Origin of the sequence: Pectobacterium odoriferum, from assembly GCF_009931295.1 — a bacterium.
Lineage (GTDB): Bacteria > Pseudomonadota > Gammaproteobacteria > Enterobacterales > Enterobacteriaceae > Pectobacterium > Pectobacterium odoriferum.
This window is the reverse complement of the sequence record NZ_CP034938.1, coordinates 1,486,631-1,509,799: the sequence shown is the minus strand read 5'-3', so window position 1 is coordinate 1,509,799 and position 23,169 is coordinate 1,486,631. Positions and strand designations below refer to the sequence as shown.

23 protein-coding genes and 1 riboswitch are annotated in these 23,169 nt (G+C 52.3%); of the genes, 16 read left to right on the top strand and 7 right to left on the bottom strand.

All coding sequences use genetic code 11. The features are described 5' to 3' along the window. The first annotated feature begins 59 nt into the window (after nucleotides 1–59). The 9 genes from rsfS to lipA all read left to right on the top strand — a co-directional run bounded on the left by rsfS (nucleotide 60) and on the right by lipA (nucleotide 8,861). Nucleotides 60–377, top strand: a complete 318-nt coding sequence (gene rsfS, locus EO763_RS06640) for a ribosome silencing factor (protein WP_039356444.1) — start codon at nucleotides 60–62, stop codon at nucleotides 375–377. Nucleotide 378: 1 nt separating this feature from the next. Further along, a complete protein-coding gene (gene rlmH / locus EO763_RS06635; RefSeq protein ID WP_005976291.1) occupies nucleotides 379–849 on the top strand; it encodes a 23S rRNA (pseudouridine(1915)-N(3))-methyltransferase RlmH in 471 nt (156 codons plus the stop codon). A gap of 33 nt (nucleotides 850–882) precedes the next feature. After that, complete coding sequence (gene mrdA / locus EO763_RS06630) at nucleotides 883–2,787, top strand: peptidoglycan DD-transpeptidase MrdA (protein ID WP_039488876.1); 1,905 nt, start codon at nucleotides 883–885, stop codon at nucleotides 2,785–2,787. Nucleotides 2,788–2,796: 9 nt separating this feature from the next. Then, nucleotides 2,797–3,909, top strand: coding sequence for a peptidoglycan glycosyltransferase MrdB (gene mrdB, locus EO763_RS06625; RefSeq protein WP_039488874.1), 1,113 nt, complete (start codon nucleotides 2,797–2,799; stop codon nucleotides 3,907–3,909). A 13-nt stretch (nucleotides 3,910–3,922) separates the two neighbouring features. After that, complete coding sequence (gene rlpA / locus EO763_RS06620) at nucleotides 3,923–5,041, top strand: endolytic peptidoglycan transglycosylase RlpA (RefSeq protein WP_161528460.1); 1,119 nt, start codon at nucleotides 3,923–3,925, stop codon at nucleotides 5,039–5,041. Nucleotides 5,042–5,207: 166 nt separating this feature from the next. Next, a complete protein-coding gene (dacA, locus tag EO763_RS06615) occupies nucleotides 5,208–6,419 on the top strand; it encodes a D-alanyl-D-alanine carboxypeptidase DacA (RefSeq protein WP_010284040.1) in 1,212 nt (403 codons plus the stop codon). A gap of 136 nt (nucleotides 6,420–6,555) precedes the next feature. Beyond that, entirely contained in the window at nucleotides 6,556–6,819 is a 264-nt protein-coding gene (ybeD, locus tag EO763_RS06610) for a DUF493 family protein YbeD (RefSeq protein WP_102116700.1), read from the top strand. Between the two features lie 165 nt (nucleotides 6,820–6,984). Then, nucleotides 6,985–7,668 (top strand): lipoyl(octanoyl) transferase LipB, encoded by a 684-nt coding sequence (gene lipB, locus EO763_RS06605; protein ID WP_208851990.1) that lies wholly within the window; start codon nucleotides 6,985–6,987, stop codon nucleotides 7,666–7,668. A 227-nt stretch (nucleotides 7,669–7,895) separates the two neighbouring features. Next, complete coding sequence (lipA, locus tag EO763_RS06600) at nucleotides 7,896–8,861, top strand: lipoyl synthase (protein WP_014914620.1); 966 nt, start codon at nucleotides 7,896–7,898, stop codon at nucleotides 8,859–8,861. Between the two features lie 82 nt (nucleotides 8,862–8,943). Here the strand turns inward: lipA and tatA are convergent, their stop codons facing one another. Further along, complete coding sequence (tatA, locus tag EO763_RS06595) at nucleotides 8,944–9,141, bottom strand: Sec-independent protein translocase subunit TatA (RefSeq protein WP_010298753.1); 198 nt, start codon at nucleotides 9,139–9,141, stop codon at nucleotides 8,944–8,946. A 232-nt stretch (nucleotides 9,142–9,373) separates the two neighbouring features. Beyond that, a riboswitch (Fluoride riboswitch) is annotated at nucleotides 9,374–9,478 on the top strand. Nucleotides 9,479–9,563: 85 nt separating this feature from the next. Between tatA and crcB the strand changes: the two genes are divergently transcribed. After that, nucleotides 9,564–9,947 carry a fluoride efflux transporter CrcB gene (gene crcB / locus EO763_RS06590; protein ID WP_161528458.1) on the top strand — a complete coding sequence of 128 codons (384 nt, stop codon included), beginning with the start codon at nucleotides 9,564–9,566 and terminating at the stop codon, nucleotides 9,945–9,947. Between the two features lie 98 nt (nucleotides 9,948–10,045). On the opposite strand, the gene cspE is transcribed toward crcB, so the two are convergent. Further along, entirely contained in the window at nucleotides 10,046–10,255 is a 210-nt protein-coding gene (gene cspE / locus EO763_RS06585) for a transcription antiterminator/RNA stability regulator CspE (RefSeq protein WP_005976270.1), read from the bottom strand. Nucleotides 10,256–10,472: 217 nt separating this feature from the next. On the opposite strand from cspE, the gene EO763_RS06580 reads away from it, so the two are divergent. Then, nucleotides 10,473–11,183 (top strand): aspartate/glutamate racemase family protein, encoded by a 711-nt coding sequence (locus EO763_RS06580; RefSeq protein WP_161528457.1) that lies wholly within the window; start codon nucleotides 10,473–10,475, stop codon nucleotides 11,181–11,183. 171 nt (nucleotides 11,184–11,354) lie between these two features. On the opposite strand, the gene ypfM is transcribed toward EO763_RS06580, so the two are convergent. After that, nucleotides 11,355–11,414 (bottom strand): protein YpfM, encoded by a 60-nt coding sequence (gene ypfM / locus EO763_RS23900; RefSeq protein WP_137739554.1) that lies wholly within the window; start codon nucleotides 11,412–11,414, stop codon nucleotides 11,355–11,357. A 233-nt stretch (nucleotides 11,415–11,647) separates the two neighbouring features. Here ypfM and EO763_RS06570 point away from each other — a divergent pair, with 233 nt between their 5' ends. From EO763_RS06570 to EO763_RS06555, 4 genes are read left to right on the top strand one after another with little or no spacing between them, the layout of a single operon-like run. Next, nucleotides 11,648–12,025, top strand: a complete 378-nt coding sequence (locus EO763_RS06570) for an ArsC family reductase (protein ID WP_161528456.1) — start codon at nucleotides 11,648–11,650, stop codon at nucleotides 12,023–12,025. Between the two features lies 1 nt (nucleotide 12,026). Further along, nucleotides 12,027–13,154: a succinyl-diaminopimelate desuccinylase gene (dapE, locus tag EO763_RS06565; RefSeq protein WP_039488864.1), complete on the top strand. Its 1,128-nt coding sequence runs from the start codon at nucleotides 12,027–12,029 to the stop codon at nucleotides 13,152–13,154. Continuing rightward, nucleotides 13,151–13,825: a M15 family metallopeptidase gene (locus EO763_RS06560; RefSeq protein WP_161528455.1), complete on the top strand. Its 675-nt coding sequence runs from the start codon at nucleotides 13,151–13,153 to the stop codon at nucleotides 13,823–13,825. The genes dapE and EO763_RS06560 overlap by 4 nt, the downstream gene beginning before the upstream one ends. Before the next feature lie 2 nt (nucleotides 13,826–13,827). After that, entirely contained in the window at nucleotides 13,828–14,022 is a 195-nt protein-coding gene (locus EO763_RS06555; protein ID WP_010309028.1) for a YpfN family protein, read from the top strand. 92 nt (nucleotides 14,023–14,114) lie between these two features. Here EO763_RS06555 and EO763_RS06550 read toward each other — a convergent pair whose 3' ends face one another. The 3 genes from EO763_RS06550 to EO763_RS06540 form a co-directional block, all read right to left on the bottom strand. After that, the gene (locus EO763_RS06550) at nucleotides 14,115–15,785 is read right to left on the bottom strand and encodes a methyl-accepting chemotaxis protein (RefSeq protein ID WP_161528454.1); all 1,671 of its coding nucleotides are present in this window, start codon (nucleotides 15,783–15,785) and stop codon (nucleotides 14,115–14,117) included. A gap of 370 nt (nucleotides 15,786–16,155) precedes the next feature. Beyond that, on the bottom strand, nucleotides 16,156–16,773 hold the full coding sequence (gene ypfH / locus EO763_RS06545) for an esterase (protein ID WP_161528453.1): 618 nt from the start codon (nucleotides 16,771–16,773) through the stop codon (nucleotides 16,156–16,158). A gap of 164 nt (nucleotides 16,774–16,937) precedes the next feature. Further along, a complete protein-coding gene (locus EO763_RS06540; RefSeq protein ID WP_103164828.1) occupies nucleotides 16,938–17,165 on the bottom strand; it encodes a DUF1272 domain-containing protein in 228 nt (75 codons plus the stop codon). 228 nt (nucleotides 17,166–17,393) lie between these two features. Here EO763_RS06540 and EO763_RS06535 point away from each other — a divergent pair, with 228 nt between their 5' ends. After that, the gene (locus EO763_RS06535; RefSeq protein WP_161528452.1) at nucleotides 17,394–20,348 is read left to right on the top strand and encodes an autotransporter domain-containing protein; all 2,955 of its coding nucleotides are present in this window, start codon (nucleotides 17,394–17,396) and stop codon (nucleotides 20,346–20,348) included. A gap of 88 nt (nucleotides 20,349–20,436) precedes the next feature. Here EO763_RS06535 and EO763_RS06530 read toward each other — a convergent pair whose 3' ends face one another. Continuing rightward, nucleotides 20,437–23,169 (bottom strand): M16 family metallopeptidase, encoded by a 2,733-nt coding sequence (locus EO763_RS06530; protein WP_161528451.1) that lies wholly within the window; start codon nucleotides 23,167–23,169, stop codon nucleotides 20,437–20,439.

Here is a 23,169-nt window from a genome sequence, read left to right as displayed (position 1 = left end):
ACAATTCAGCGCCACACGCGTTCGTCAGTTGCTGACAAAACGCCATTGAGGGGGAACCTTTGCAAGGCCAAGCACTCCAAGACTTCGTTATTGATAAGGTCGATGACTTAAAAGCCCAGAATATTGTTGCACTTAACGTGCAGGGTAAGTCCAGCATCACCGATTATATGGTTATCTGTACGGGAACCTCCACACGTCATGTCGCGTCTATTGCCGATCACGTTGTGCAGTCTTCACGCGCCGCGGGTCTGATCCCACTCGGTGTCGAGGGCGAAAGCGCAGCTGACTGGGTTGTTGTCGATTTAGGTGACGTGATGGTTCATGTCATGCAAGAAGAAAGCCGCCAGTTGTACGAATTAGAAAAGCTGTGGGGCTAATATGAAGCTGCAACTGGTCGCCGTTGGCACCAAAATGCCCGACTGGGTGCAGACTGGTTTCACCGATTATCTGCGCCGTTTCCCAAAGGACATGCCTTTCGAATTACTCGAAATTCCGGCGGGGAAACGGGGTAAAAATGCGGACATTAAACGCATTCTGGAGCGCGAAGGCGAACAGATGCTAGCCGCAGTGGGCAAAGGCAACCGCATTGTTACGCTGGATATTCCAGGGACTCGCTGGGAGACGCCACAGTTAGCGCAACAGTTAGAGCGCTGGAAACAAGACGGGCGCGACGTCAGCTTGCTGATTGGTGGGCCTGAAGGGCTTTCGCCGGAATGCAAAGCCGCAGCAGAACAAAGCTGGTCACTCTCGCCATTAACGCTGCCGCACCCGCTTGTTCGTGTACTGGTGGCGGAGAGCCTGTATCGTGCATGGAGCATTACGACTAATCACCCTTACCATCGGGAGTAAGGCGATACGATGAAACCTGTGAAATAACGCTGGATGAAAGTAGAACGTAAACCCTTTCGTGATTATACGGCTGAGTCCGCCTTGTTTGTGCGCCGTGCTTTGGTAGCCTTTCTGGGCATTTTGCTGCTTTCCGGTGTATTAGTCGCTAATCTTTATCATCTGCAAATTGTGCGTGTTGATGACTACCGCACACGCTCTAATGAGAACCGTATTAAGCTGGTTCCTATCGCGCCCAGCCGCGGCATTATCTACGATCGTAACGGCACCCCGCTGGCGCTTAACCGCACTATCTATCAGTTAGAACTGGTGCCCGACAAAGTCGATAACCTTAAAGATACGCTAGAAGCCCTCCGCCCCGTTGTCGATCTGACCGATAGCGATCTGGAAAATTTTGAAAAAGAGCGCAAACGCTCACGCCGCTTTACCTCCATTCCAGTAAAAACCGGGCTCGATGAGATTCAGGTTGCCCGTTTTGCCGTCAACCAATACCGCTTCCCCGGCGTTGAAGTTAAAGGCTATCAGCGCCGCTATTATCCTTACGGTTCTGCGCTGACACACGTCATCGGCTATGTTTCCAAAATCACCGATAAAGAAGTGGAGCGGCTGACCAAAGAAGAAAAAATTGCCGACTATGCCGCCACGCGTGACATCGGTAAGCTGGGGATTGAACGCCATTACGAGGATTTGCTCCACGGCAAGCCGGGTTATGAGGAAGTTGAAGTTAACAACCGCGGCCGCGTGATCCGTCAGCTCCACGAACAACCACCGCAGGCCGGGCGTGATATTTATCTGACGCTGGATCTGAGCCTGCAAATCTACATCGAGAAACTGCTGGAAGGCAGTCGTGCTGCTGTGATTGTCACCGATCCACGCGACGGCGGTATTCTGGCGATGGTTTCCACGCCCAGTTACGATCCCAACCTGTTTGTCGACGGAATTTCCACCAAAAATTATAACAAACTACAAAGCGATCCCGACCGTCCGTTGATCAATCGTGCAACACAGGGGATTTATCCCCCCGCTTCCACCGTTAAACCTTATATCGCAGTTTCCGCCCTGACGGCAGGTGTGATCACCACTAACACCAGCCTGTTCGATCCCGGCTGGTGGCAATTACCCGGTTCTGAAAAGCGCTTCCGTGACTGGAAAAAATGGGGACATGGTCGCCTTAACCTCACCAAATCGCTGGAAGAGTCTGCGGATACGTTCTTCTATCAGGTCGCTTATGACATGGGAATCGATCGCCTGTCCGAATGGATGACCAAATTTGGTTACGGCGAGAGAACCGGTATTGATATTTCGGAAGAAAGCAAAGGCAATATGCCAACGCGTGAATGGAAATTAGGGCGATTCAAAAAGCCCTGGTATCAGGGCGATACGATTCCGGTCGGGATTGGTCAAGGTTATTGGACTGCGACGCCTATCCAAATGAATAAAGCACTGGTCACGCTGATCAACGACGGCCAGGTCAAAACACCACACCTGCTTTATAGCTCGCGGGAAAATGGCACGATTGTGCCTTTCCGACAGACTGAGAATCAGCAAATTGGCAACATCCACTCTGGCTATTGGGAAGTGGCGAAGGACGGCATGTATGGCGTGGCTAATCGGCCTAACGGTACCGCCCACAAAAGCTTTGAGGATGCGCCTTATAAAATTGCGGCAAAATCCGGTACAGCACAGGTTTTCGGCCTGAAAGAAAACGAAACCTATAATGCGCACAAGATCGCAGAACATCTGCGTGACCATAAATTAATGGTTGCGTTTGCCCCGTATAAAGACCCTAAAGTAGCGATGTCGATTATTCTGGAAAACGGTGGAGCAGGCCCGACCGTTGGCACTATCACCCGCCAGATCCTTGACCATATTCTGCTGGGTGATAACAATACCGATTTACCCAGTGCGCCTCCTGCGCCGCCGGGTAGCGAGAGTGAGTAACAGATAGTCATGACGGATAGCCAACAAAAGGGATCGTTCTGGGCAAAAATCCACATCGATCTCCCGTTTCTTCTCTGCATCCTGGCACTGCTGGGCTATAGCCTATTTGTCTTATGGAGCGCCAGCGGGCAGGACATCGGCATGATGGAACGAAAAGTCGTTCAAATCGTGTTGGGGTTTACGGTGATGATCGTGATGGCGCAAATTCCCCCGCGCGTCTACGAAGGCTGGGCTCCCTACCTCTACATCGTCTGCGTGATTTTGCTGCTCATCGTGGATATTTTTGGGCAGATCAGTAAAGGCGCACAGCGCTGGCTGGATCTGGGCTTTATCCGTTTTCAGCCGTCAGAAATTGCCAAAATCGCCGTACCGCTGATGGTCGCACGTTTTATCAACCGTGATATGTGCCCGCCGTCGCTAAAAAATACGGCAATCGCGCTGGTGCTGATTTTTGTCCCTACGCTGCTGATTGCCGCACAGCCCGACTTAGGCACCTCGATTCTGGTCGCGCTATCAGGCCTATTTGTGCTTTTCCTCGCTGGCATGAGCTGGCGGTTAATTGGCATCGCCGTACTGCTACTCGCCGCTTTTATTCCTATACTCTGGTTTTTCCTGATGCATGACTATCAGCGCGCCAGGGTCATGATGCTGCTCGATCCAGAAAGCGATCCGCTCGGAGCCGGGTACCATATTATTCAGTCGAAAATTGCGATAGGCTCAGGTGGTCTGTCTGGAAAAGGCTGGCTACATGGCACACAGTCTCAGTTAGAGTTTCTGCCAGAGCGCCACACCGACTTTATCTTTGCTGTGTTGTCAGAAGAGCTCGGGTTAATCGGCGTCTTAATTCTGCTCGCCATGTATCTGTTCATGATCATGCGCGGTCTAGTCATTGCCGCGAATGCGCAAACCTCGTTCGGCCGGGTCATGGTCGGCGGGCTAATGTTGATTCTGTTTTTCTATGTGTTCGTCAATATCGGGATGGTCAGCGGTATACTTCCCGTCGTTGGCGTGCCGCTGCCGCTAGTCAGCTACGGCGGGTCGGCGCTGGTCGTCTTAATGGCGGGGTTCGGTATCGTCATGTCGATACATACTCACCGCAAACTGCTATCTAAGAATTTATAACACGAGGTGAGCAATGCGTAAGGATTGGCTTTGGGTCGGCGTAGCAACTCTGGCGCTTGCGGCCTGTACCACAACGGAACAACGGCAACCTACGCCGCCCGTGACTCAGGTTTACAGCGGACCGACGGAAGAGATCGGTGGCGCAGAACCACGTTATGAACCCTATAACCAGGGCACGCTGCAAGACTACAACATCAAAGGCAAGACCTATAAGATTGTCAAAAATCCGCAAAATTTTAGCGAGACAGGTTTAGCGGCATGGTATGGCGAAGAAGCCAGCGGCAACCGCACGTCAATCGGCGAAACGTTTGACCCTAATGCGATAACCGCTGCCCACCCGACGCTGCCTCTGCCAAGCTATGTCCGCGTGACCAACCTGAGTAACGGTCGCCGTCTGGTGGTGCGTGTGAACGATCGCGGGCCGTATACGCCGGGCAGAATTATCGATCTGTCGAAGGCCGCAGGCGATCGGCTGAACATCTCGAACAATACCAAAGTAAAAGTGGATTTCATCAACGTCGCGCCAGACGGCACGCTCTCCGGTCCCGGAACCGTGGGCACCACCGTCGCCAAGCAAAGCTTCGCCCTACCGGAACGCCCGAGCTTCGGTGCCAGCGGGCTGGGCACACCGATGATGGAAACGACGTCACCCACGCCCAACAGCGCCGTACGCCCGATCAGTAATAGCAGCCTGAGCACACCAACAGAAGATGCTCAGCCGCAGAGCAGCGCACCATCACACAGCGGTGGTTTTTTGGGTGCCCCCTCCGCACTGCGTACTGGTGTGGTTGAACCCAACGTGGCACCAACCGCAACACCATCGTCATCCGCTGCGCCAATGAACATCGCGCCAGCAGCTACGATTGCCGCTCCCGTTGCTACAACGCCATCCACCACGGGCCGCTATGTAGTTCAGGTTGGTGCACTGAGCGATCAGCAGCGAGCACAAACCTGGCAGCGCAGCCTGAGCGAACGCTTCCGCGTGGCCGGGAAAGTCACGGCGAGCGGCGGCCTGTATCGTATTCAACTGGGGCCATTCCAGAATCGTCAGCAAGCCGCTGAACTTCAACAACGTTTGTCAGTCGAAGCTCAGCAGCAGTCGTTTATTACCGCCGCACCCAGCACTCTCTAGTAACGGATAATCGGCAGACTCACGCAGCGAAAAAGGCGGCTATGGCATTGAACATACCGCCCTTTTGCAAAATCACGTAACGTAATGTCTGATGCCTGCCTATTTCCCATCTGCTATAGTGTGGCTCGTTTTTTAACTCATACCCACGGATGTTGTTGTTCCAATCATGAATACTGTAAACACGTCTCGTTTTACTAAACGTACTGCGCTTGGCGCACTGCTCGCCATTAGCGCCTCTTCCTTTGCCTATGCCGAAGATATCAATCTTAAAACGATGATCCCCGGCGTCCCGCAAATCGATGCTGAATCCTACATCCTGATTGATTACAACTCTGGGAAAGTGTTGGCGGAAATGAATGCCGACACGCGCCGCGATCCGGCCAGCTTAACGAAAATGATGACCAGCTACGTGATTGGTCAGGCCATTAAATCAGGAAAAATCAGCCCGAACGACATCGTTACCGTCGGTAAAGATGCCTGGGCAACCGGCAACCCGACTTTCCAAGGCTCTTCCCTGATGTTCCTGAAGCCGGGCGACCGCGTTCCTGTCTCCCAGTTAAACCGCGGCATTATCCTGCAATCTGGTAACGATGCCTGCGTCGCGATGGCCGACTACGTTGCTGGCAGTCAGGATGCCTTCGTTAACCTGATGAACGGTTACGTGAAAGCACTGGGACTGAAAAATACCAATTTTGAAACCGTGCACGGCCTTGATGCACCGGGCCAGTTCAGTTCGGCACGCGATATGGCCCTGATCGGTCAGGCGTTAATCCGTGATGTGCCAGAAGAGTACGCGACCTACAAAGAGAAAGAGTTCACGTTCAACAATATTCGCCAGCCTAACCGTAACGGTTTGCTGTGGGATTCCAGCCTGAATGTTGACGGCATCAAAACGGGCCATACGTCATCAGCCGGCTTTAATCTGGTTGCCTCGGCAACAGAAGGCCAGATGCGCCTGATTTCGGCGGTATTGGGCGGGCGTAACGCCAAAGGACGCGAATCAGAAAGTAAGAAATTGCTGACCTGGGGCTTCCGCTTCTTTGAAACCGTCGCGCCATTGAAAGCAGGCAAAGAATTCGCTTCTGAGCCAGTCTGGTTTGGCGACAGCGACCGCGTTGCGCTGGGCGTTGAGAAAGATGCCTACCTGACCATCCCGCGTGGCCGTATGAAAGATCTGAAAGCCAGCTATGTTCTGGATAATACGGAACTGCATGCGCCATTAGCCAAAAATCAGGTTGTGGGTTCTATCAACTTCCAACTGGATGGCAAAACCATCGATCAGCGCCCGCTGGTCGTCATGAACGAAGTGAAAGAAGGCGGGATCTTTGGCCGCATGATCGACTACATCAAACTGATGTTCCATCACTGGTTCGGCTGATCCCCCCTTGTATGGGGCCAAAACGCCCCCATATAAATACCATCCATAACTCCCGCACAACGCGGGAGTTATATTTTTTAGTATAATGTCGTTATGTCAGTGCTAATACCGATGTATTACCCTCTCTGGAGCGCAAATGAAAACCAAATTAAACGAACTGCTTGAATTCCCCTGTATTTTTACCTACAAAGTCATGGGCGAGGCAAAACCAGAGTTAGTCGATCTGGTCGTTGAAGTGGTACAGCGTCATGCGCCAGGCGATTACACGCCGCAGATCAAACCCAGCAGCAAAGGGAATTATCACTCGGTTTCCATCACCATCACGGCGACTCACATTGAGCAGGTGGAAACGCTGTACGAAGAACTGGGCAACATAGACATCGTGCGCATGGTTCTGTAAGGCATATAGTTCTGTAAGCATCGAGCTGTAAGAAGAACGGGCGGGAAAATTGGCGAATGCGGCATAGTTTTATACTACATAGTTTTATACCGCATAGTTTTGCATAGGACTGTTCGCTGACGCTTCCCGCCGTTATAATCTCCCCCACCTTTCCTTAACCTGAAGATGACACACTTGCTACAGGATAAGATCATCGTACGCCAATTTGACGTACAGCCGTATGAACCCGTCTCTCTGGCGATGCATAATTTCACCGACCGACGTGATGATAAAACCCCAGATGAAATCTGGCTGGTTCAGCATCCTCGCGTATTTACGCAGGGTCAGGCAGGTAAAGCCGAACATGTCCTCATGCCCGGCGATATTCCCGTGATTCAGAGCGACAGAGGCGGTCAGGTAACCTACCACGGCCCCGGTCAGCAGGTCATGTACGTGTTGATTGACCTGAAGCGTCGCAAGCTCGGCGTTCGTCAGCTCGTCACCGCCATCGAAAACACCGTGATTGGCACACTGGCACATTTCCAGATTGAAGCTCATGCGCGCCCTGATGCACCCGGCGTCTATGTAGGCGAACGTAAAATCTGTTCGTTAGGACTGCGTATTCGCAAAGGCTGCTCTTTCCACGGGCTGGCGCTCAACATTGCCATGGATCTCTCCCCTTTCCTGCGTATCAACCCGTGTGGTTACGCTGGAATGGAAATGACGCAAATCAGCGATCTGGTGCCGGGCGTCACGTTGGATGACACCGCCCCCGTGCTGGTGAATACCTTTTTACAGTTAGTCGGCTATTCCGCACCCGAATTTGTTCCGTGGAATCTGGACGTTCAGGGTGAGCCGCTTCCTGGTTAATGCATTTCATCCTGTTAATAAAAATCAGTCAGTTAGACGATCGTTTTTTGATAAATTACATTTTATTCACATAATTTCTTCATTTTGATCGCGCAAAGGCTGATTGTGGTTAGGCAAGATGATATAATTTTTATAGTTTTTTAAAAAAAAGTTTAACTAAAAACATAATCCTTTGAATTTGAATTACAAATTTAAAGAAACGATTCAGAACTGGAACTTACGCAAACATGAGTAAACCGATTCAGATCGAACGCGGCGTTAAATACCGCGATGCCGATAAGATGGCGCTAATCCCGGTACGTACCGTCGTCACCGAACGCCAAGAGCTTCTGCGCAAACCTGAATGGATGAAGATTAAGCTTCCGGCGGATTCAAGCCGTATTCAGGGAATCAAAGCGGCCATGCGCAAAAACGGGTTGCACTCAGTTTGCGAAGAAGCGTCCTGTCCGAATCTGGCGGAGTGTTTCAACCACGGTACCGCCACCTTCATGATTCTGGGCGCCATTTGTACGCGTCGCTGCCCGTTCTGTGACGTTGCCCACGGCCGCCCGCTTACGCCGGATGCCAATGAGCCTGAGAAACTGGCACAGACCATTCATGACATGGGTTTACGCTATGTCGTGATCACCTCCGTTGACCGTGATGATCTGCGCGATGGCGGAGCCCAGCACTTTGCAGACTGCATTAGCGCCATTCGCCGCAAGAACCCGAGTATCCGCATCGAAACGCTGGTGCCAGACTTCCGTGGCCGTATGGATCGCGCGTTAGAGATCCTGACCGCCACGCCGCCAGATGTGTTCAACCACAATCTGGAAAACGTACCGCGCGTTTACCGTCAGGTTCGTCCTGGTGCGAACTATGAGTGGTCACTGAAGCTGCTGGAAAACTTCAAAAAAGCGCATCCAGATATCCCGACCAAATCTGGCCTGATGGTTGGATTGGGGGAAACCAATGCTGAAATCGTGGAAGTGATGCGCGATCTGCGTCGCCACGGCGTGACGATGCTGACGCTGGGACAATATTTACAGCCGAGCCGCCATCACCTGCCAGTACAGCGCTACGTCAGCCCAGATGAGTTCGATGAGATGAAAGCCGAAGCGATGGCGATGGGCTTTACCCACGCTGCCTGCGGTCCATTTGTTCGCTCGTCCTACCATGCCGACCTACAGGCAAAGGGCATCGAAGTAAAATAAGCGCTCATACATATTTACACATTTTCTGTGTGGAATAAAAAACGGACGGCTATTGCCGTCCGTTTTGCTGTGTGAGGTGCGATCAGGATTCTTTACGAGAAGAATCATTCAGCGCTGTCGTATCATCCGTCTTCGCCGGTTGATCGTCATTCATCGCCTTCTTGAAGCCTTTAATCGCCGCGCCCAAATCACCGCCAAGGCTACGAAGTTTATTCGTACCGAACAGCAGAATGATTAATGCGCCAATCACCAACAGCTTGGCAATACTGATACCTTCCATACAAACCTACCTGATTTACAGAGGCTGGAAACGCCAGCAAACGAGACTATTCTTGTCGAAAACAATTCTTTTTATCCTATGCCTTCTATGTAAAACCTTACGCAGCAGGGCACAATTAGCATCTGTAACAAAGTAAGACGCGGCAAAAGTGTTTTCGCACGCATTCAGATTGCTTTACAACTTTCGCCTTGGCATCACTACAAAAAACCCGTCTGACGGCGTAAACTTTCCCTACTAAAGCGGAGATGACAGTCCTCCCTACCCTCGCGCAGCCAGAACGCTGACAGCCTTAAATACAGGGTACAACCGCCACTCGGCTAATGATGTCTACGTCCACCTCGCAGAGAGGGCGTAGCGTCTTGCCCAACACTCTCCGAGATCGCAAAAACAATCTAGGTAAAAGCAATCCAAGAAAGGTTTCTATGTTTAGTACATTACTCGCGGTATTTATTGGTGGCGGAGTCGGTAGCGTGGCGCGCTGGCAGCTTGGTGTGAAGTTTAACAATCTGTACCCGTCGCTCCCTTTGGGCACGCTGCTTGCCAACCTGATTGGGGCTTTCGTTATTGGCGGTGCGTTAGCCTTCTTCCTACGCCATCCTTATCTTGATCAGGACTGGAAAATATTGATTACCACTGGTCTGTGCGGCGGTTTAACGACATTCTCGACCTTTTCTGCCGAAGTCGTCATGTTCCTGCAAAGTGGGCAGCTTGCGGCGGCGGGGTTACACCTACTGTTGAATCTGGCGGGTTCGTTGCTCATGACCGCGTTGGCGTTTGCTCTGGTCACGTGGGTGACAACACACTGATATTTGTTGAAAATTGATAGCACGTGGAAATTGATAGAACGTGGAAAATGAAGCAAAAAAAACCCGCCATCGGCGGGTTTTTCACGAAATCGGTATAATTAAATAGCGTTAACGTTAGCAGCTGAAGGACCTTTGGCACCGTCAGTGATTTCGAACTCTACACGCTGACCTTCAGCCAGAGTTTTGAAACCATTGCTCTGGATGGCAGAGAAGTGTACGAACACGTCTTTGCTACCATCTTCAGGAGTGATGAAACCGAAGCCTTTAGACTCATTGAACCACTTAACACTACCTTTAATCTTAGACATCAAACTTACCTTTACATGAATGAAAGACACAAAATCTGTGTCAGGTACAGTACAACAATAGATTGGCCTTTTGTCCAGTTGAAGTTGGATAAAAAGTGATAAAAGTCGCTAAAAATGTATACCGCGCAACTCCGCTGTCCTATTTTAACCCGATGCAGAACGCAGAGAGTTCAGTTCTGGCCAATTCATCACTTTTTACGATATGAAGGAAGGCACTATGGTAAGCAAAACGCTGGGTCTGATCGGGGGCATGAGTTGGGAATCCACCATCCCGTATTACCGCATTATCAACGAGTATGTGAAAAGCCAACTTGGGGGCCTGCACTCCGCCAAAATCATCCTGCACAGCGTTGATTTCCACGAGATCGAACGGTTGCAGTCACAAGGTGATTGGGAGCAGTCAGCCGCTGTACTCAGCAATATCGCAGTAGGATTACGTCAGGCGGGCGCAGAGGCGATCGTCATCTGTACCAACACGATGCATAAAGTGGCCGATGACGTTGAACGGGCCTGCCAGCTTCCCCTTTTGCATATTGCCGATGCCACCGGTACCAGCCTGAAACAACATGGATTAAAGAAAGTTGGTTTGCTCGGAACCCGCTACACAATGGAGCAGAATTTCTATCGCCAGCGCATTCAGGAACGATTTGGCGTGGAGGTGATGGTTCCTGACCATGAGGGGAAAGAGGCCGTTAATCGCATCATTTACGACGAGCTGTGTCTGGGGAACATTAACGACGTATCAAGGCAGGTCTATCGGGACATTATCCAGCAGCTTGAACAGCAAGGCGCGGAAGGCATCATTCTGGGTTGTACGGAGATCCCGCTGTTAATCGGTGCTCAGGATGCAAAGGTTCCTCTTTTTGATACCAGCAAGCTCCACGCGATTGCCGCCGCGAAATTTGCACTTAGTCAGCCATCGTCATGAATTAGTTAGATAAAATAAAAAATTATACGCAAACTAATAATAGCCTCTTTTATTTACTCAGGTTTCCCCTTTTTACAAAGAAAAAAAGCAGTATTGAGAGACTCAACACTGCTTTATTCGTATGATTTTATTCCTGGTATGATATGCAATGACTAACAGTACTTCTCGTTATTATTTACGTAACATTGCTTCAATAAAATCTTTCCAAGTACTCACTTCTACTTCTACCATGCGAACCTCTTGGTGATTAACGGCGACGCATTATACGCACACTTTTTAATCAGGGAAAAGTGTTATGAAAGTATAAAAATCATACTTCCTCACATTTCTGCAACACAGTTCACAGTAGATCTCCCCGCCTTTTTTCGGCATGCTGGGCTATCGCACGATTAGGCTCAGTCAGGCCGTGCTGTCCTAAACAGCAATCGTCATGCAACCCAATAAGCAGAAAGGATTTTATCCCTATGGCGCTGACCATGTACGGCATCAAAAACTGTGACACTATAAAGAAAGCGCGCCGCTGGCTGGACGAGCAACAGGTAGCCTATCGCTTCCATGACTACCGTGCCGACGGTCTGGATGAACAACAGCTCCAGCGTTTTATCGACCAACTGGGGTTTCAGGCCTTACTCAACACGCGCGGAACGACCTGGCGCAAGCTCAGCGAAGAATGGCGTGAACAGATCACCAGCGATACCCGCGACAGCGCAGAGGCCGCCAAAAACCTGATGCTGGAGCAGCCAGCAGTGATTAAACGGCCGTTGCTGATGACCGATGACGGCCACGCGCTGCTTGGTTTCAGTATCGACAGCTACCAGAAATTTATTGCGGAGAACAAATAACGTGTCTTGCCCAGTCATAGAACTCGCTCAACAGTTAATTAAACGCCCTTCCCTCAGCCCGAATGACGAAGGCTGCCAGGCGCTCATGATTGAACGCCTGACGGCGATTGGCTTTACCGTCGAAGCGATGGATTTTGGCGATACCCAGAATTTCTGGGCATGGCGCGGCACAGGGAAAACGCTGGCGTTCGCCGGACACACCGATGTGGTTCCCAGCGGTGATGAAAGCCACTGGCAGCATCCACCGTTTGAACCCATCATTCGTGACGGCATGCTGTACGGTCGCGGCGCGGCGGACATGAAAGGTTCACTGGCTGCGATGGTGATTGCCGCCGAGCGCTTTGTCGCCGCCCACCCTAATCATCAGGGGCGTCTGGCGTTCCTGATTACCTCGGACGAAGAAGCCAGCGCCGTTAACGGCACCGTAAAAGTGGTTGAGGCGCTGATGGCACGCAACGAGCGGCTGGACTACTGTCTGGTCGGCGAGCCGTCCAGTACGCATGTTGTGGGCGATGTGGTAAAAAACGGCCGTCGTGGTTCTATCACCGCGAATCTGCGCGTACACGGCGTGCAAGGGCATGTTGCCTATCCTCATCTGGCGGACAACCCCGTTCACCGTGCAGCTCCGGCGCTTAACGAACTGATCGCAACCGAGTGGGATCAGGGCAACGCCTTCTTCCCGCCAACCACCATGCAAATCGCCAATATTCAGGCAGGCACCGGCAGCAATAACGTCATCCCCGGCGAGCTGTCTGTGCAGTTCAATTTCCGTTTCAGCACCGAATTGACGGATGTCTTAATCCAGCAGCGCGTGGCTGAATTACTGGATCGCCACCAGCTTAATTACACCATCGACTGGACGCTCTCCGGCCAGCCATTCCTCACCGCACGCGGCGATCTGGTCGATGCCGTGGTGAATGCCGTCAAACATTACAACGAGGTCACCCCAGAGTTGCTGACCACTGGCGGCACCTCCGATGGCCGTTTCATCGCTCGCATGGGCGCGCAGGTCGTTGAACTGGGGCCCGTTAATGCCACGATTCACAAAGTCGATGAATGCGTCAGCGCAGCAGACCTACAGCTACTGAGCCGCATGTATCAGCGCATTATGGAGCAGCTCATCGCATGATGACGCCAGCTACGTTAACCGGTAAAAGCGACCAGCATCTGGTCGCTTTACACGGCCATCATCGTCTTCAGCCGGAGGCGGTAACCGCGTTTCTGGCGCTACAGCAGGCGGCAAAAACGGCGGGATTTAACCTACAGCCCGCCAGTACGTTTCGTGATTTCGAGCGCCAACGTCAGATCTGGAATGGCAAATTTCGCGGCGAGCGTCCCGTTATGGATGCCAATAGCCAGCCGCTGGACGTGTTATCTCTGGAGGAAGGCGAGCGCTGTGAAGCGATTCTGCGCTGGTCCGCCATGCCCGGTTCCAGCCGCCACCATTGGGGCAGCGATCTCGATATCTACGATCCCGATTTATTACCCGCAGGCCGTTCGCTCCAGTTGGCGCCGTGGGAATATGAAGAAGGCGGTTACTTTGCCGCACTGAACGCGTGGCTGAGTGCACACATGCATGAATACGGTTTTTATCGGCCTTATGCGCACGATCTCGGCGGTGTCGCAGCCGAACTCTGGCATATCAGCTATTATCCACTAGCACAGTATGCGGAAGAACAGCTGACACCCGACCTCATTCTTGCCGCTTGGCAAAATGAAGACATTGCAGGCTACCACTGGCTTTGCCAGAACTTGCCGCAGCTGTTTACCCGTTATATTCATAATGTTGATGAGGCGTAACCATGGCATGGCTGGCTGATTACTGGTGGATAATTCTGATTGTCCTGATAGGCATGCTGATTAACGGCATCAAAGAATTGCGCAATGTTGACCATACGCGTTTTCTGCTCAACAAACCGAAATTGCCCCCGCATCGTGACAACAACGACAAGTGGGACAAGGAAGAAGACGAAGACTGGCCGAAGAAAAAACCCTGACACCTATCATCGCCAAACCGCCTGCGCGCGAGCTAAGCCCCGTGCGGCAGGCGGTTTGGATGCTTACCCTTCCGTTAAAACGCTCACGTCTGCTAAAACGTTTCCCAATTCGCATTCGATGACCCAGCATGAGCGGGTTTGGGTAACAATGATTTTGGTAATGCAGCAAGAGAAGGTGCGCGCTCGGCACGATGTTCCTGCGCTGCGGCCTGATCAATCTTGAACACCGCTACCGCGTTCTGTAAATATCTGGCCTGCTCTTCCAATGCCGCCGCCGCAGACGCAGATTCTTCAACCAGCGAGGCGTTTTGCTGGGTAACACGATCCATTTCATTGACCGCCTGCCCAACCTGATCGATCCCACGGCTCTGCTCATCGGATGCCGACGCGATTTCCCCCATAATATCCGTCACCCGGCTCACGGCACCGACGATTTCCTTCATCGTGTCACCCGCATCTTTCACCTGCAAAGACCCAGTATTGGCGCGGCTCACCGAATCATCAATCAGCGTTTTGATTTCTTTGGCAGCCTGAGCACTGCGCTGCGCCAGCGTTCGCACTTCGCCCGCCACCACGGCAAAACCTCGCCCTTGCTCCCCGGCTCGCGCCGCTTCTACCGCTGCATTCAGCGCCAGAATATTGGTTTGGAAGGCGATGCTATCAATCACGCTGGTGATGTGGGCGATTTTTTGTGAACTGTCGGCTATCTCATTCATCGTTTTCACAACATTATCGACGACAGTGCCGCCTTTATTGGCCGTTTCCGACGCATTTTTTGCCAGCAGCGTAGCCTGACGTGCGTTGTCTGAGTTCTGCTTCACCGTTGAGGTCAGCTGCTCCATGCTAGCCGCCGTTTCCTGTAGCGATGCCGCCTGTTGCTCCGTGCGCGAAGACAGATCGTTACTGCCCACCGAAATTTCACTAGCTCCAGCGTGGATGGAGTGGGAACTGTCGCGTACCAGACTGACGGTGCGGATTAATGACTGCTGCATATGATGTAGCCCTGCCGCAAGCTGGCTCATCTCGTTACGACCGGTCGCATCGATAGGATGTGTCAGATTGCCCTCGGCAATCGCACTGATATGCCGCATGAGCGTACGCAGCGGATGCAAAAGAATACGCTGCAACCCGATCCAACTGAGGATAATCACCAGCACAACAACCACAGAGAGTGCGCCCAGAAGCCACAGCATCGTTTCAAATGCCGCGTGGTTTTCCTGTAGCCCGTCATCCGACAGCTGGTTTTGCGCCGCTCGCCACGTAATATAGGCGTCCTGCATAGCCACGTTCAGCGGCGTCGCACCGCTACTCAATTTCATCGCCGCCCCCGCTAACCCACCGGAAAGCGAATCCACAATATCATTCAGTAGCTTGTCGTAAGCGGTATAGCTCGCCTCAAGTTTTTTGGATAACGCTTCATCCAACCCGGGCGTATTAGGCAGAGACAAATAGTGTTTATAACTACTCTCTGAGGCGGCCAATTGCGATTTTGCTTGCTGTAAAAGAGCCTGCATAGCCTCTTTATCCGCATTCCCCATCATCATGTTTTGTATAATAGAACCGATAGCGATGCGCGTCTGATTCATCATAATCCATGCATCGGTAAATGCGGCTACATTCTGGTTAGAGCGTTGGGAGACAAGGAATCCCTCTCTGTCGTTAATCAGTGCGCGAACGGATAGCGCACCGGTTAAGAATTGAGATATCCCCAAAACAAACAATAAGATAACAAGGATGGTAATGACTTTAATACGCTTAAACATGGCACACCCTCTTTTTCCATAAGGATGTGATATTTATATCTGAAAAAATAAGATAAATATTGAACACTCAACACAAATAAAAACATTGCCTATATTATTTAACATCCCAATATGGACTATATTATTTTTAATATGGATAAAACCTTATCTCTAAAAATAAAGTCTCCATTTTGAATAGAGAAGTGAAAGAATGAGCAATAAGATAATTTAATGGAATAAAGATTAGGTCATTCGAGTGAAATGATAAAACGTGAACGGGTTGAACAGCGCAAGGCGTTGATCCTTTAAAGCCAGCCCATAAAGATCCGAGCATTTAAGGGAACCAACGCACATGCAGCTTGAAGTATGACAGGTATAGCGGGATAGATTTTTATTTGAGGTAAGACAACGCCTGTTTCAACATCCGTTCATCAATGCCGTGTCCGACAGCGGGGACGACATCCAACGTAAACGACGTCCCCAGTTCCTGAAAGCGCTGAGCGGCAGCGTGAGCATGTCCAACCACAATCACGCCGTCCGCTTCACCGTGAATCAGGTGTACCGCGACATCGGCAAATGCCTTTTCTGGCAACACAGCAAAGCGACCGCTGAACGCGATAATGTGCCCAGCCAGCGAGGATTCAGACTTCAACGCCTCCAGCGACATAATACTGCCCTGTGAGAAGCCCACCAGCACGGTGTGTTCCGCACTCATACCGCTTTGCGCCTGCCAGTGGCGTACGGTATCAATAAAGCGCGGCAGGTTTGCTTCAATGCGGGAGATACGATCCTCTTCCGTGATTCCCTGAACAGAGAACCACTGTCGCCCGTCGCCATAGCCGCTGCTGAACGGTCCAGCAACGCTGACCACCATCGCCTGCGGCAACGCGGCAGCAAAATAGCGCCCAATCTGCGCCATGCCTGCCGCGGTATCGCCCACGCCATGAAACAGCAGGATTAACCGATTTGCTTCCGAAGGCTGCTGAACAACAACATAATCTTGACTCACGTTTCTCTCCTGAAGGCATGCGCCGAAGGCGTCACCTGCCGATATTCGTCATAAGGTACGGTTAATCCTCACTATACGCCGTGCACTAACAGGAGAAATCGGGAATTACTGAACGAGATGTTCCATTTTTTGCAACGACAGACAGGGATGCTCGCCCCTCCCTGTCAGTGCGGTTTGATAATACGGATCGTTGAGGCCGGATCGTTCGCCAGACAGCGAGCTGGGCGTACCGGCCGTTTAACCAGTTCTCCACCGCAGTTCGGGCAGGCGTGGTGAAAGACGGAATCCGCACAGTCAGGACAGAACGTACACTCATAGGAACAGATGTACGTTTCGGCATCCGCCGGCAAATCACAATCGCAGTGCTCACAGTTGGGGCGTAATTCCAGCATCGGCTTATCCTGACTCAGCAAAAATAATGGGTTTCTCGCTGTCACTTTCCTGTGGTTATTGCACAAAGATCAGTGAAGGGGAATGAAGTTCTTTTCTACCAGAAACTGCCCTTCATGCAAATAAGGTTTATTCACCAGAATAACGCCTCTTATTAGCGGCAATTGGCTTTCCAAATCCCTGTTTCTTTGGGAGGCGGTTCCATGTTCTAAAAATACAGGGAAAATAAAATGACAGCAGCGCGGCGATTCTCATTAAAAAGAACCGTTTCATTAAAAAATCACGTATTCAGGCAGTCAATCATCGCGGCCAATATCAGTCTCGCATTGCTGATGTTGGCAGGCTGCGGCAGCGGTGGAGGTGGCGGCGGTGAAACCGCCAGCGTCGCGCCAACATCGCCGCCCACAACGACACCGACTACGCCGACAACGCCAACCACACCTACGACGCCGGAAACGCCAACAGCATCCGCCGTTAAAGTCGGAATTATTGATTCCGGGTTGGAAGCCGCTCGCCCGGAATTTAATTACAGCAATCTCCATTTCACCTCTTTTGTCGGTGGTTCACAGCTTAACGATAATCAGGGCGTTAACGGCCACGGCACGCTGGTGGCACTCGCGCTGGCAGGTCTGGCGACGGAAAGCTATGCGGGAGGTGTCGCGCCGGACAGCGAACTCTATATTGCGCAAACGTCGTTAAATAACCGCTTTGACTATCAAAACACCACGTCTGCCGTGAATTGGCTGCTCAACTCAGGCGTGAAAATCATCAATATGTCCTATTCCGCAGACGAACGACTGACGACCACCGAGACATTTAACAGCGCCAGAAACAATTTTAGCTATCTCTTAGTGCGTAACGAATTGAAAAGTATCGTCGATGCCGAAGCGCTGAGTATTGTCGCCACGGGGAACAACGCTGGCTCCACGCCGTCACCCAATACCCAGATCCCGCTGATTTTTGGCGATACCTCGCTGCAAAAAGGCATTTTGGCCGTTACGGGCTATATCCCCGAATGGGTTGGTCAGGAAGGCAATGAACGCCCTGCTGAGATGTATCTTTTTGATAAATGTGGCAATGTCGCCGTCTACTGCATGAGCGCACCGGGCTATGTCGATTATCCCGTTGCGGGCAGCAGCGCTTCAGAGCGGTCGCACGGTACCTCCTTCGCGGCTCCACGCGTTGCAGGCGGGGCTTCACGAGTACAGGCCGTCTACCCGTGGATGACCGGATATAACCTGCAACAGACGTTGCTCACTACCGCGACCTACCACACCGATGGGTATACTCGCTACGACGCAGAGAATTCTTACTACGAAATCATCCGAGACAGCGACGGCAACGTCACAGGAAGTGTTTTCCATCCGGCCTATATTTCGGTAGCCGACACCGCCAACGGACGCCCTTATAACGATACCTTTGGCTGGGGCGATCTGAACGTCGAAAAAGCGGTAAAAGGCCCGGCCATGTTTTATGCCGATAACTTCACCGCGCGTTTAACCGCAGGCGACTACACGTTCGCTAACGATATCAGCGGCGATTACGGCCTGATCGTTAACGGTGCCAGCAATGCGGGAGGCGTTCTGCATTTGACTGGCAACAACACCTATAAAGGCGATACGCAAATCACCGCTAACAGCCTGTACGTTGACGGCGCCATTGCGGGCAACGCCAGCGTATCCGGCTCAGGCACGCTGGCAGGAAAAGGCCGTATTGGCGGTAATGTGAGTAACACGGGTCTCGTTGCCACCACCGCAGACGGTGGGCTGACCGTCGCCGGCAATTACACTCAGGGCAGCAACGGCCTGCTGAGCGTAACGCTGGCCAATCCGCTCACCGTGGAAGGCAGCGCAGCACTGGATGGCACATTGCGCGTTGGCCTGCCCAGCAATACCTACCTCGTCCAAACGCAGGAAACACTGCTGCACAGCAATCAGGGGATCAGCGGCACGTTTCGCACTACCGATCTCGGACTGTTCCTGACGGGGAACCTGACTTACGGCAGCAACGATGTCACAGGCGCATTCAGCCGCCTGAACACCGTAGAGGCCGCCACCAGCAGCGGCTTGCACAGCACCGCACAGTTGCAGACCGCCGCCAATATCGAATCGGCGCTACAGGTTGCCGACCGCTGGTCAACCTTGTCCTCAACCAACGAGCAGCAATCCAGTTTGCTGGCGAAAGCTACCGCCTTCCAGCAGTTAGGCAGCGCGAGTGCCGCCGCTACCGCGCTGGATTCGCTATCCGGTCAGGCGCATGCCTCCAGCAATGCCATTTTGTTTAACAGCCTGGATTATCAGAACCAGCTCCTGAACAACCGACTGGATCTGTTAGGGAGCGGGAAAAACTACGGACTGTGGATTGAAACCGGCAAGCTGCGCGGCGACCTGAAACAGTCCGGCTATCTGGGCAGCCATTACGATATCACCCTCACCGCCATCGGTACGGACACCGACTTCAACACGCCGGGGCTACGCGCTGGGATTGCCTATACCAACAGCCAGATCAAAGCAGACTACGACGGTAGCGGCGGCAGCAGTGAGAATGAACTGCACGGGGTGATGACCTATGCGCGCTATAACCTCACGCCAGAATGGTACGTTCAGGGCAACCTGAGCTATCAGCACGGCCGCGATAAGCTGAAGCGATCTATCCTGCTGAACAATGTCGAAGCCGTTTCCAGCAGCACCTCAAGCGATAGCTGGCAGAGCCTGCTCAAAACTGGCTACGCGTTGGCGCTCAACGATATCTTTAGCGTGCAGCCCTATGCAGGACTCAAATACAGCTACCTGTCCACTGGCGGCTTTACGGATACCGGCAGCGCATTGGGTCTGACAGGCGAAGGCAACGATTATTCCCGTACCGTAGGTCTGACAGGGCTTAACCTGCGCGCCCTGCTGCAATGGAATCAGGGATGGTGGAGCAGCGTCGGCGTGAGCGGTGAGTATCAGCATGCGTTCACTAACCCATCGCTTGATGTCTCCGCCCGCTGGAGCGGACTGGGCCGCGAAGGAGAACGCCTCGATATTCCAGGCATTCGACTGGATAAAGACTCGCAGTGGGCAGGCGTGAGACTGGACGTCGGTAAAGCGGCGGATGCCCGTTTCTTCCTGCGTGCTGACAAACACTTTGCCGATCGTGGTAACGAAGAAGTGCTGCGCGGCGGCGTCGACGTTTCCTTCTGATAACGCATGACGCCGGCGATGTCTCCGTCGGCGTCAACATTAAAAAATAGTCGTACAACGGCATCGGGGAATACCGTCGGGCAATGGTTCAAGCGACATGCGTTTCATCTGAGGGATTCGTTTCATATAAAGAGTCGCCATCGCCCGCAATCACGTGTATGTCGCCCAACGCTAATGCCTGAATCGACGCTTGAATTAACGTCCAGTCTCCCGCAATCAGCCATGTCAATGTTTCTGGATGAAAGAGTTCTTTTGCCAGCGTGTTCACGTCATCAACCGTGGTACTGCTAATACGTTCCTGATGGCGCTGCCAGTGATCGTCCGGCAGTTGATAACGCACGAGGTGAGACAACATACTGTTCAGGCCGCCCAGTCCTTCAATAGAACTTTGCAACCTCAGCAACGCCGCGTTCTTCACTTCCTGTAATTCGTCTGCCGTAACAGGACGATCGCTGAGAAGCGCACGATATTCATCAAAGATTTCCTGCATGGCCGCCGCGGTGCGATCGGCCTGAACCGAGGTTTGTACCGAATGAATCCGTGAGCCCACATCATTCAACAGCTGGCCGTGTGCGCCATAAGTCCAGTTTTTGTTTTCACGAAGATTGAGGTTAATGCGTGAGGTAAACCCGCTGGCAAGCACGTCGTTCAGCATCGTGAAGCTGGCTTCATGCGGCCATTCGAGGCCAGGAATGATGGTCGACGCGGCAATAGCAGATTGCTCGGCACCGGGAACATCAAATACAAAGACCTGGCTTTTCCGCGTCGAACTCAACCGACGATCGCTGGCCTGCTCGGTTTCTTGAGACCACGGGATCGCGCCGATCGACGCATTCAGCACTGGGACGATTTGATCCAACGTGGTATCACCCACAATGACTATCGTGCCCCCAACCGGCTGGATCGCGCGTGACTGGTACTGCTGAACGTTTTCAAACGTCACACGTTCCAGGCTCGCTTTTGTCCCTTCAATCCCTGACGGTTTACGGTAAGGATGCCCCTGCGGGTACATCACCGCGGGCAGTAAACGGCTCACCATTCCACTGACGTTGTGTTTTAACCCGGTCAGGGTGTCCCGCATCACGCCACGTTGGCGTTCAAAGTCGCTCAGCGCTAACGTGGAATGCTGAAAGCGATCCAGAAAGAGAGGAAGCAACGCGGATAGCTGCGAGGGTCGGCATGACAGCGACAATGTTGTGGTTTGATCGCGTCGCCACACATTAATCGAGGCGCTTAACCGACGAACCGCGCTTGAGAATTCAAACGCATCACGCTCGCCAGCGCCTGACTGATTAAGCAAATCAAACAGTAACGCCGCTTCACTCTGCGTATTCTCTTTCACGCGGGGTAATACCAGTTCGATATTGACGGTGGGATGGCTGTGCCGCGCTATCAGAACCAGCGGTAACCCGTTGTCTAATCGCCCGTGTTGCACGGCGGGAAGCTGGAAAGGCGCTGGACATAAAATCGCAGGCGGTGTTATCGATCCGGCGGGCTGCACGGTGGTCGTTGCTGAGGTAAACGGAACGATGTGCAGCGTATGGCACGCGCGTGCTAACCAGTGCTGTGCCGCTTTCCGCACGCTGTCGACATCAGCCTGCTTGATGATCGCGATAATCTGCCGATAGCGATCGGCATCCCCTAACAGCACATGAGAATTGGACAGTAGCCCTGCGATCGGCGCAGAAGTCTTGTGAGCGTTGGCGAAAGAAGATAATGCGGTGATTTTCACCAACTCCAGCGTCTCGTCATCGACACCGTGAGATAGAAAACGTTGCAGTATATCGTGTACGGACTGCTCAATTCGACTCAGCGCGACACCGGGCACTGCCGTTGCCGTAATGGTGAACTGGCTAACCAGCGCGGCGTAATTGATGTTTGCCGTGACATGGCTGGCAATTTTTTCTTCATACACCAAATGCTTAACGAGTAGCGAAGCAATACCAGAGGCAAACAAATCTGCGGCGATAGACAGCAAGACAGTCGCCTTGTCGCCATAAGGCGGGATGTTCCAGGACAGCATGACGCTGCCATTCGGCACTTTGGCCTGATAAACATCGCGCCGGTTTTCAGGAATATCGGGCACCCACACGGCAGGTCGGGAGAGCGGCGGGCCAGAAGGAATATGACCAAACCAGGCGGTCACTTTTTCCCGCGCAGTTTGCTCATCAATCGCACCGGATAACGCCAGCACGGCGTTTGATGGCGAATAATAGGTACGGAACCAATTCTGCACATCTTCCAGCGTCGCCTCTTGCAAATCCTTCACTTCACCGATAACGGTGTGCGCATAAGGGTGTGAAGCAGGAAAACACCCTTTTAATTTCAGCTCGTGGAGTTTGCCGTAAGGGCCACTTTCCGTTTGCAGTTTTTCATTCAGCACGACACGACGCTGCTGATCGAGCGAGTCTTGATTGATGGTTGAATAGAAATGCCCCATCCGATCCGCTTCCATAAACAGCGCATAGTCCAGTGACCCGACCGGCACAGTTTCATGATAGGTGGTGCGATCCTGTCCGGTATAAGCATTCAGGTTTGACGCACCGGCTTTCAGGAGATTTTCCAGAAAAGAGCCCGGTGCATTTTCACTTCCTTCAAACATCAGGTGTTCAAATAAATGCGCAAAACCCGTTTTTCCTGATGGTTCATCTTTTGAACCGACCTGATAAATCAGGTTCAGCGAAACCAACGGTGCATCATGATTTTCATGGACAATAACGGTAAGCCCATTGTCCAGCACAAACGTGGTAGACGGAATATCCACATTGTCATAACGCTCATCGTCTTCTGGTCGTGGCTGTGCGGTAAGCTGTGTCGTCAC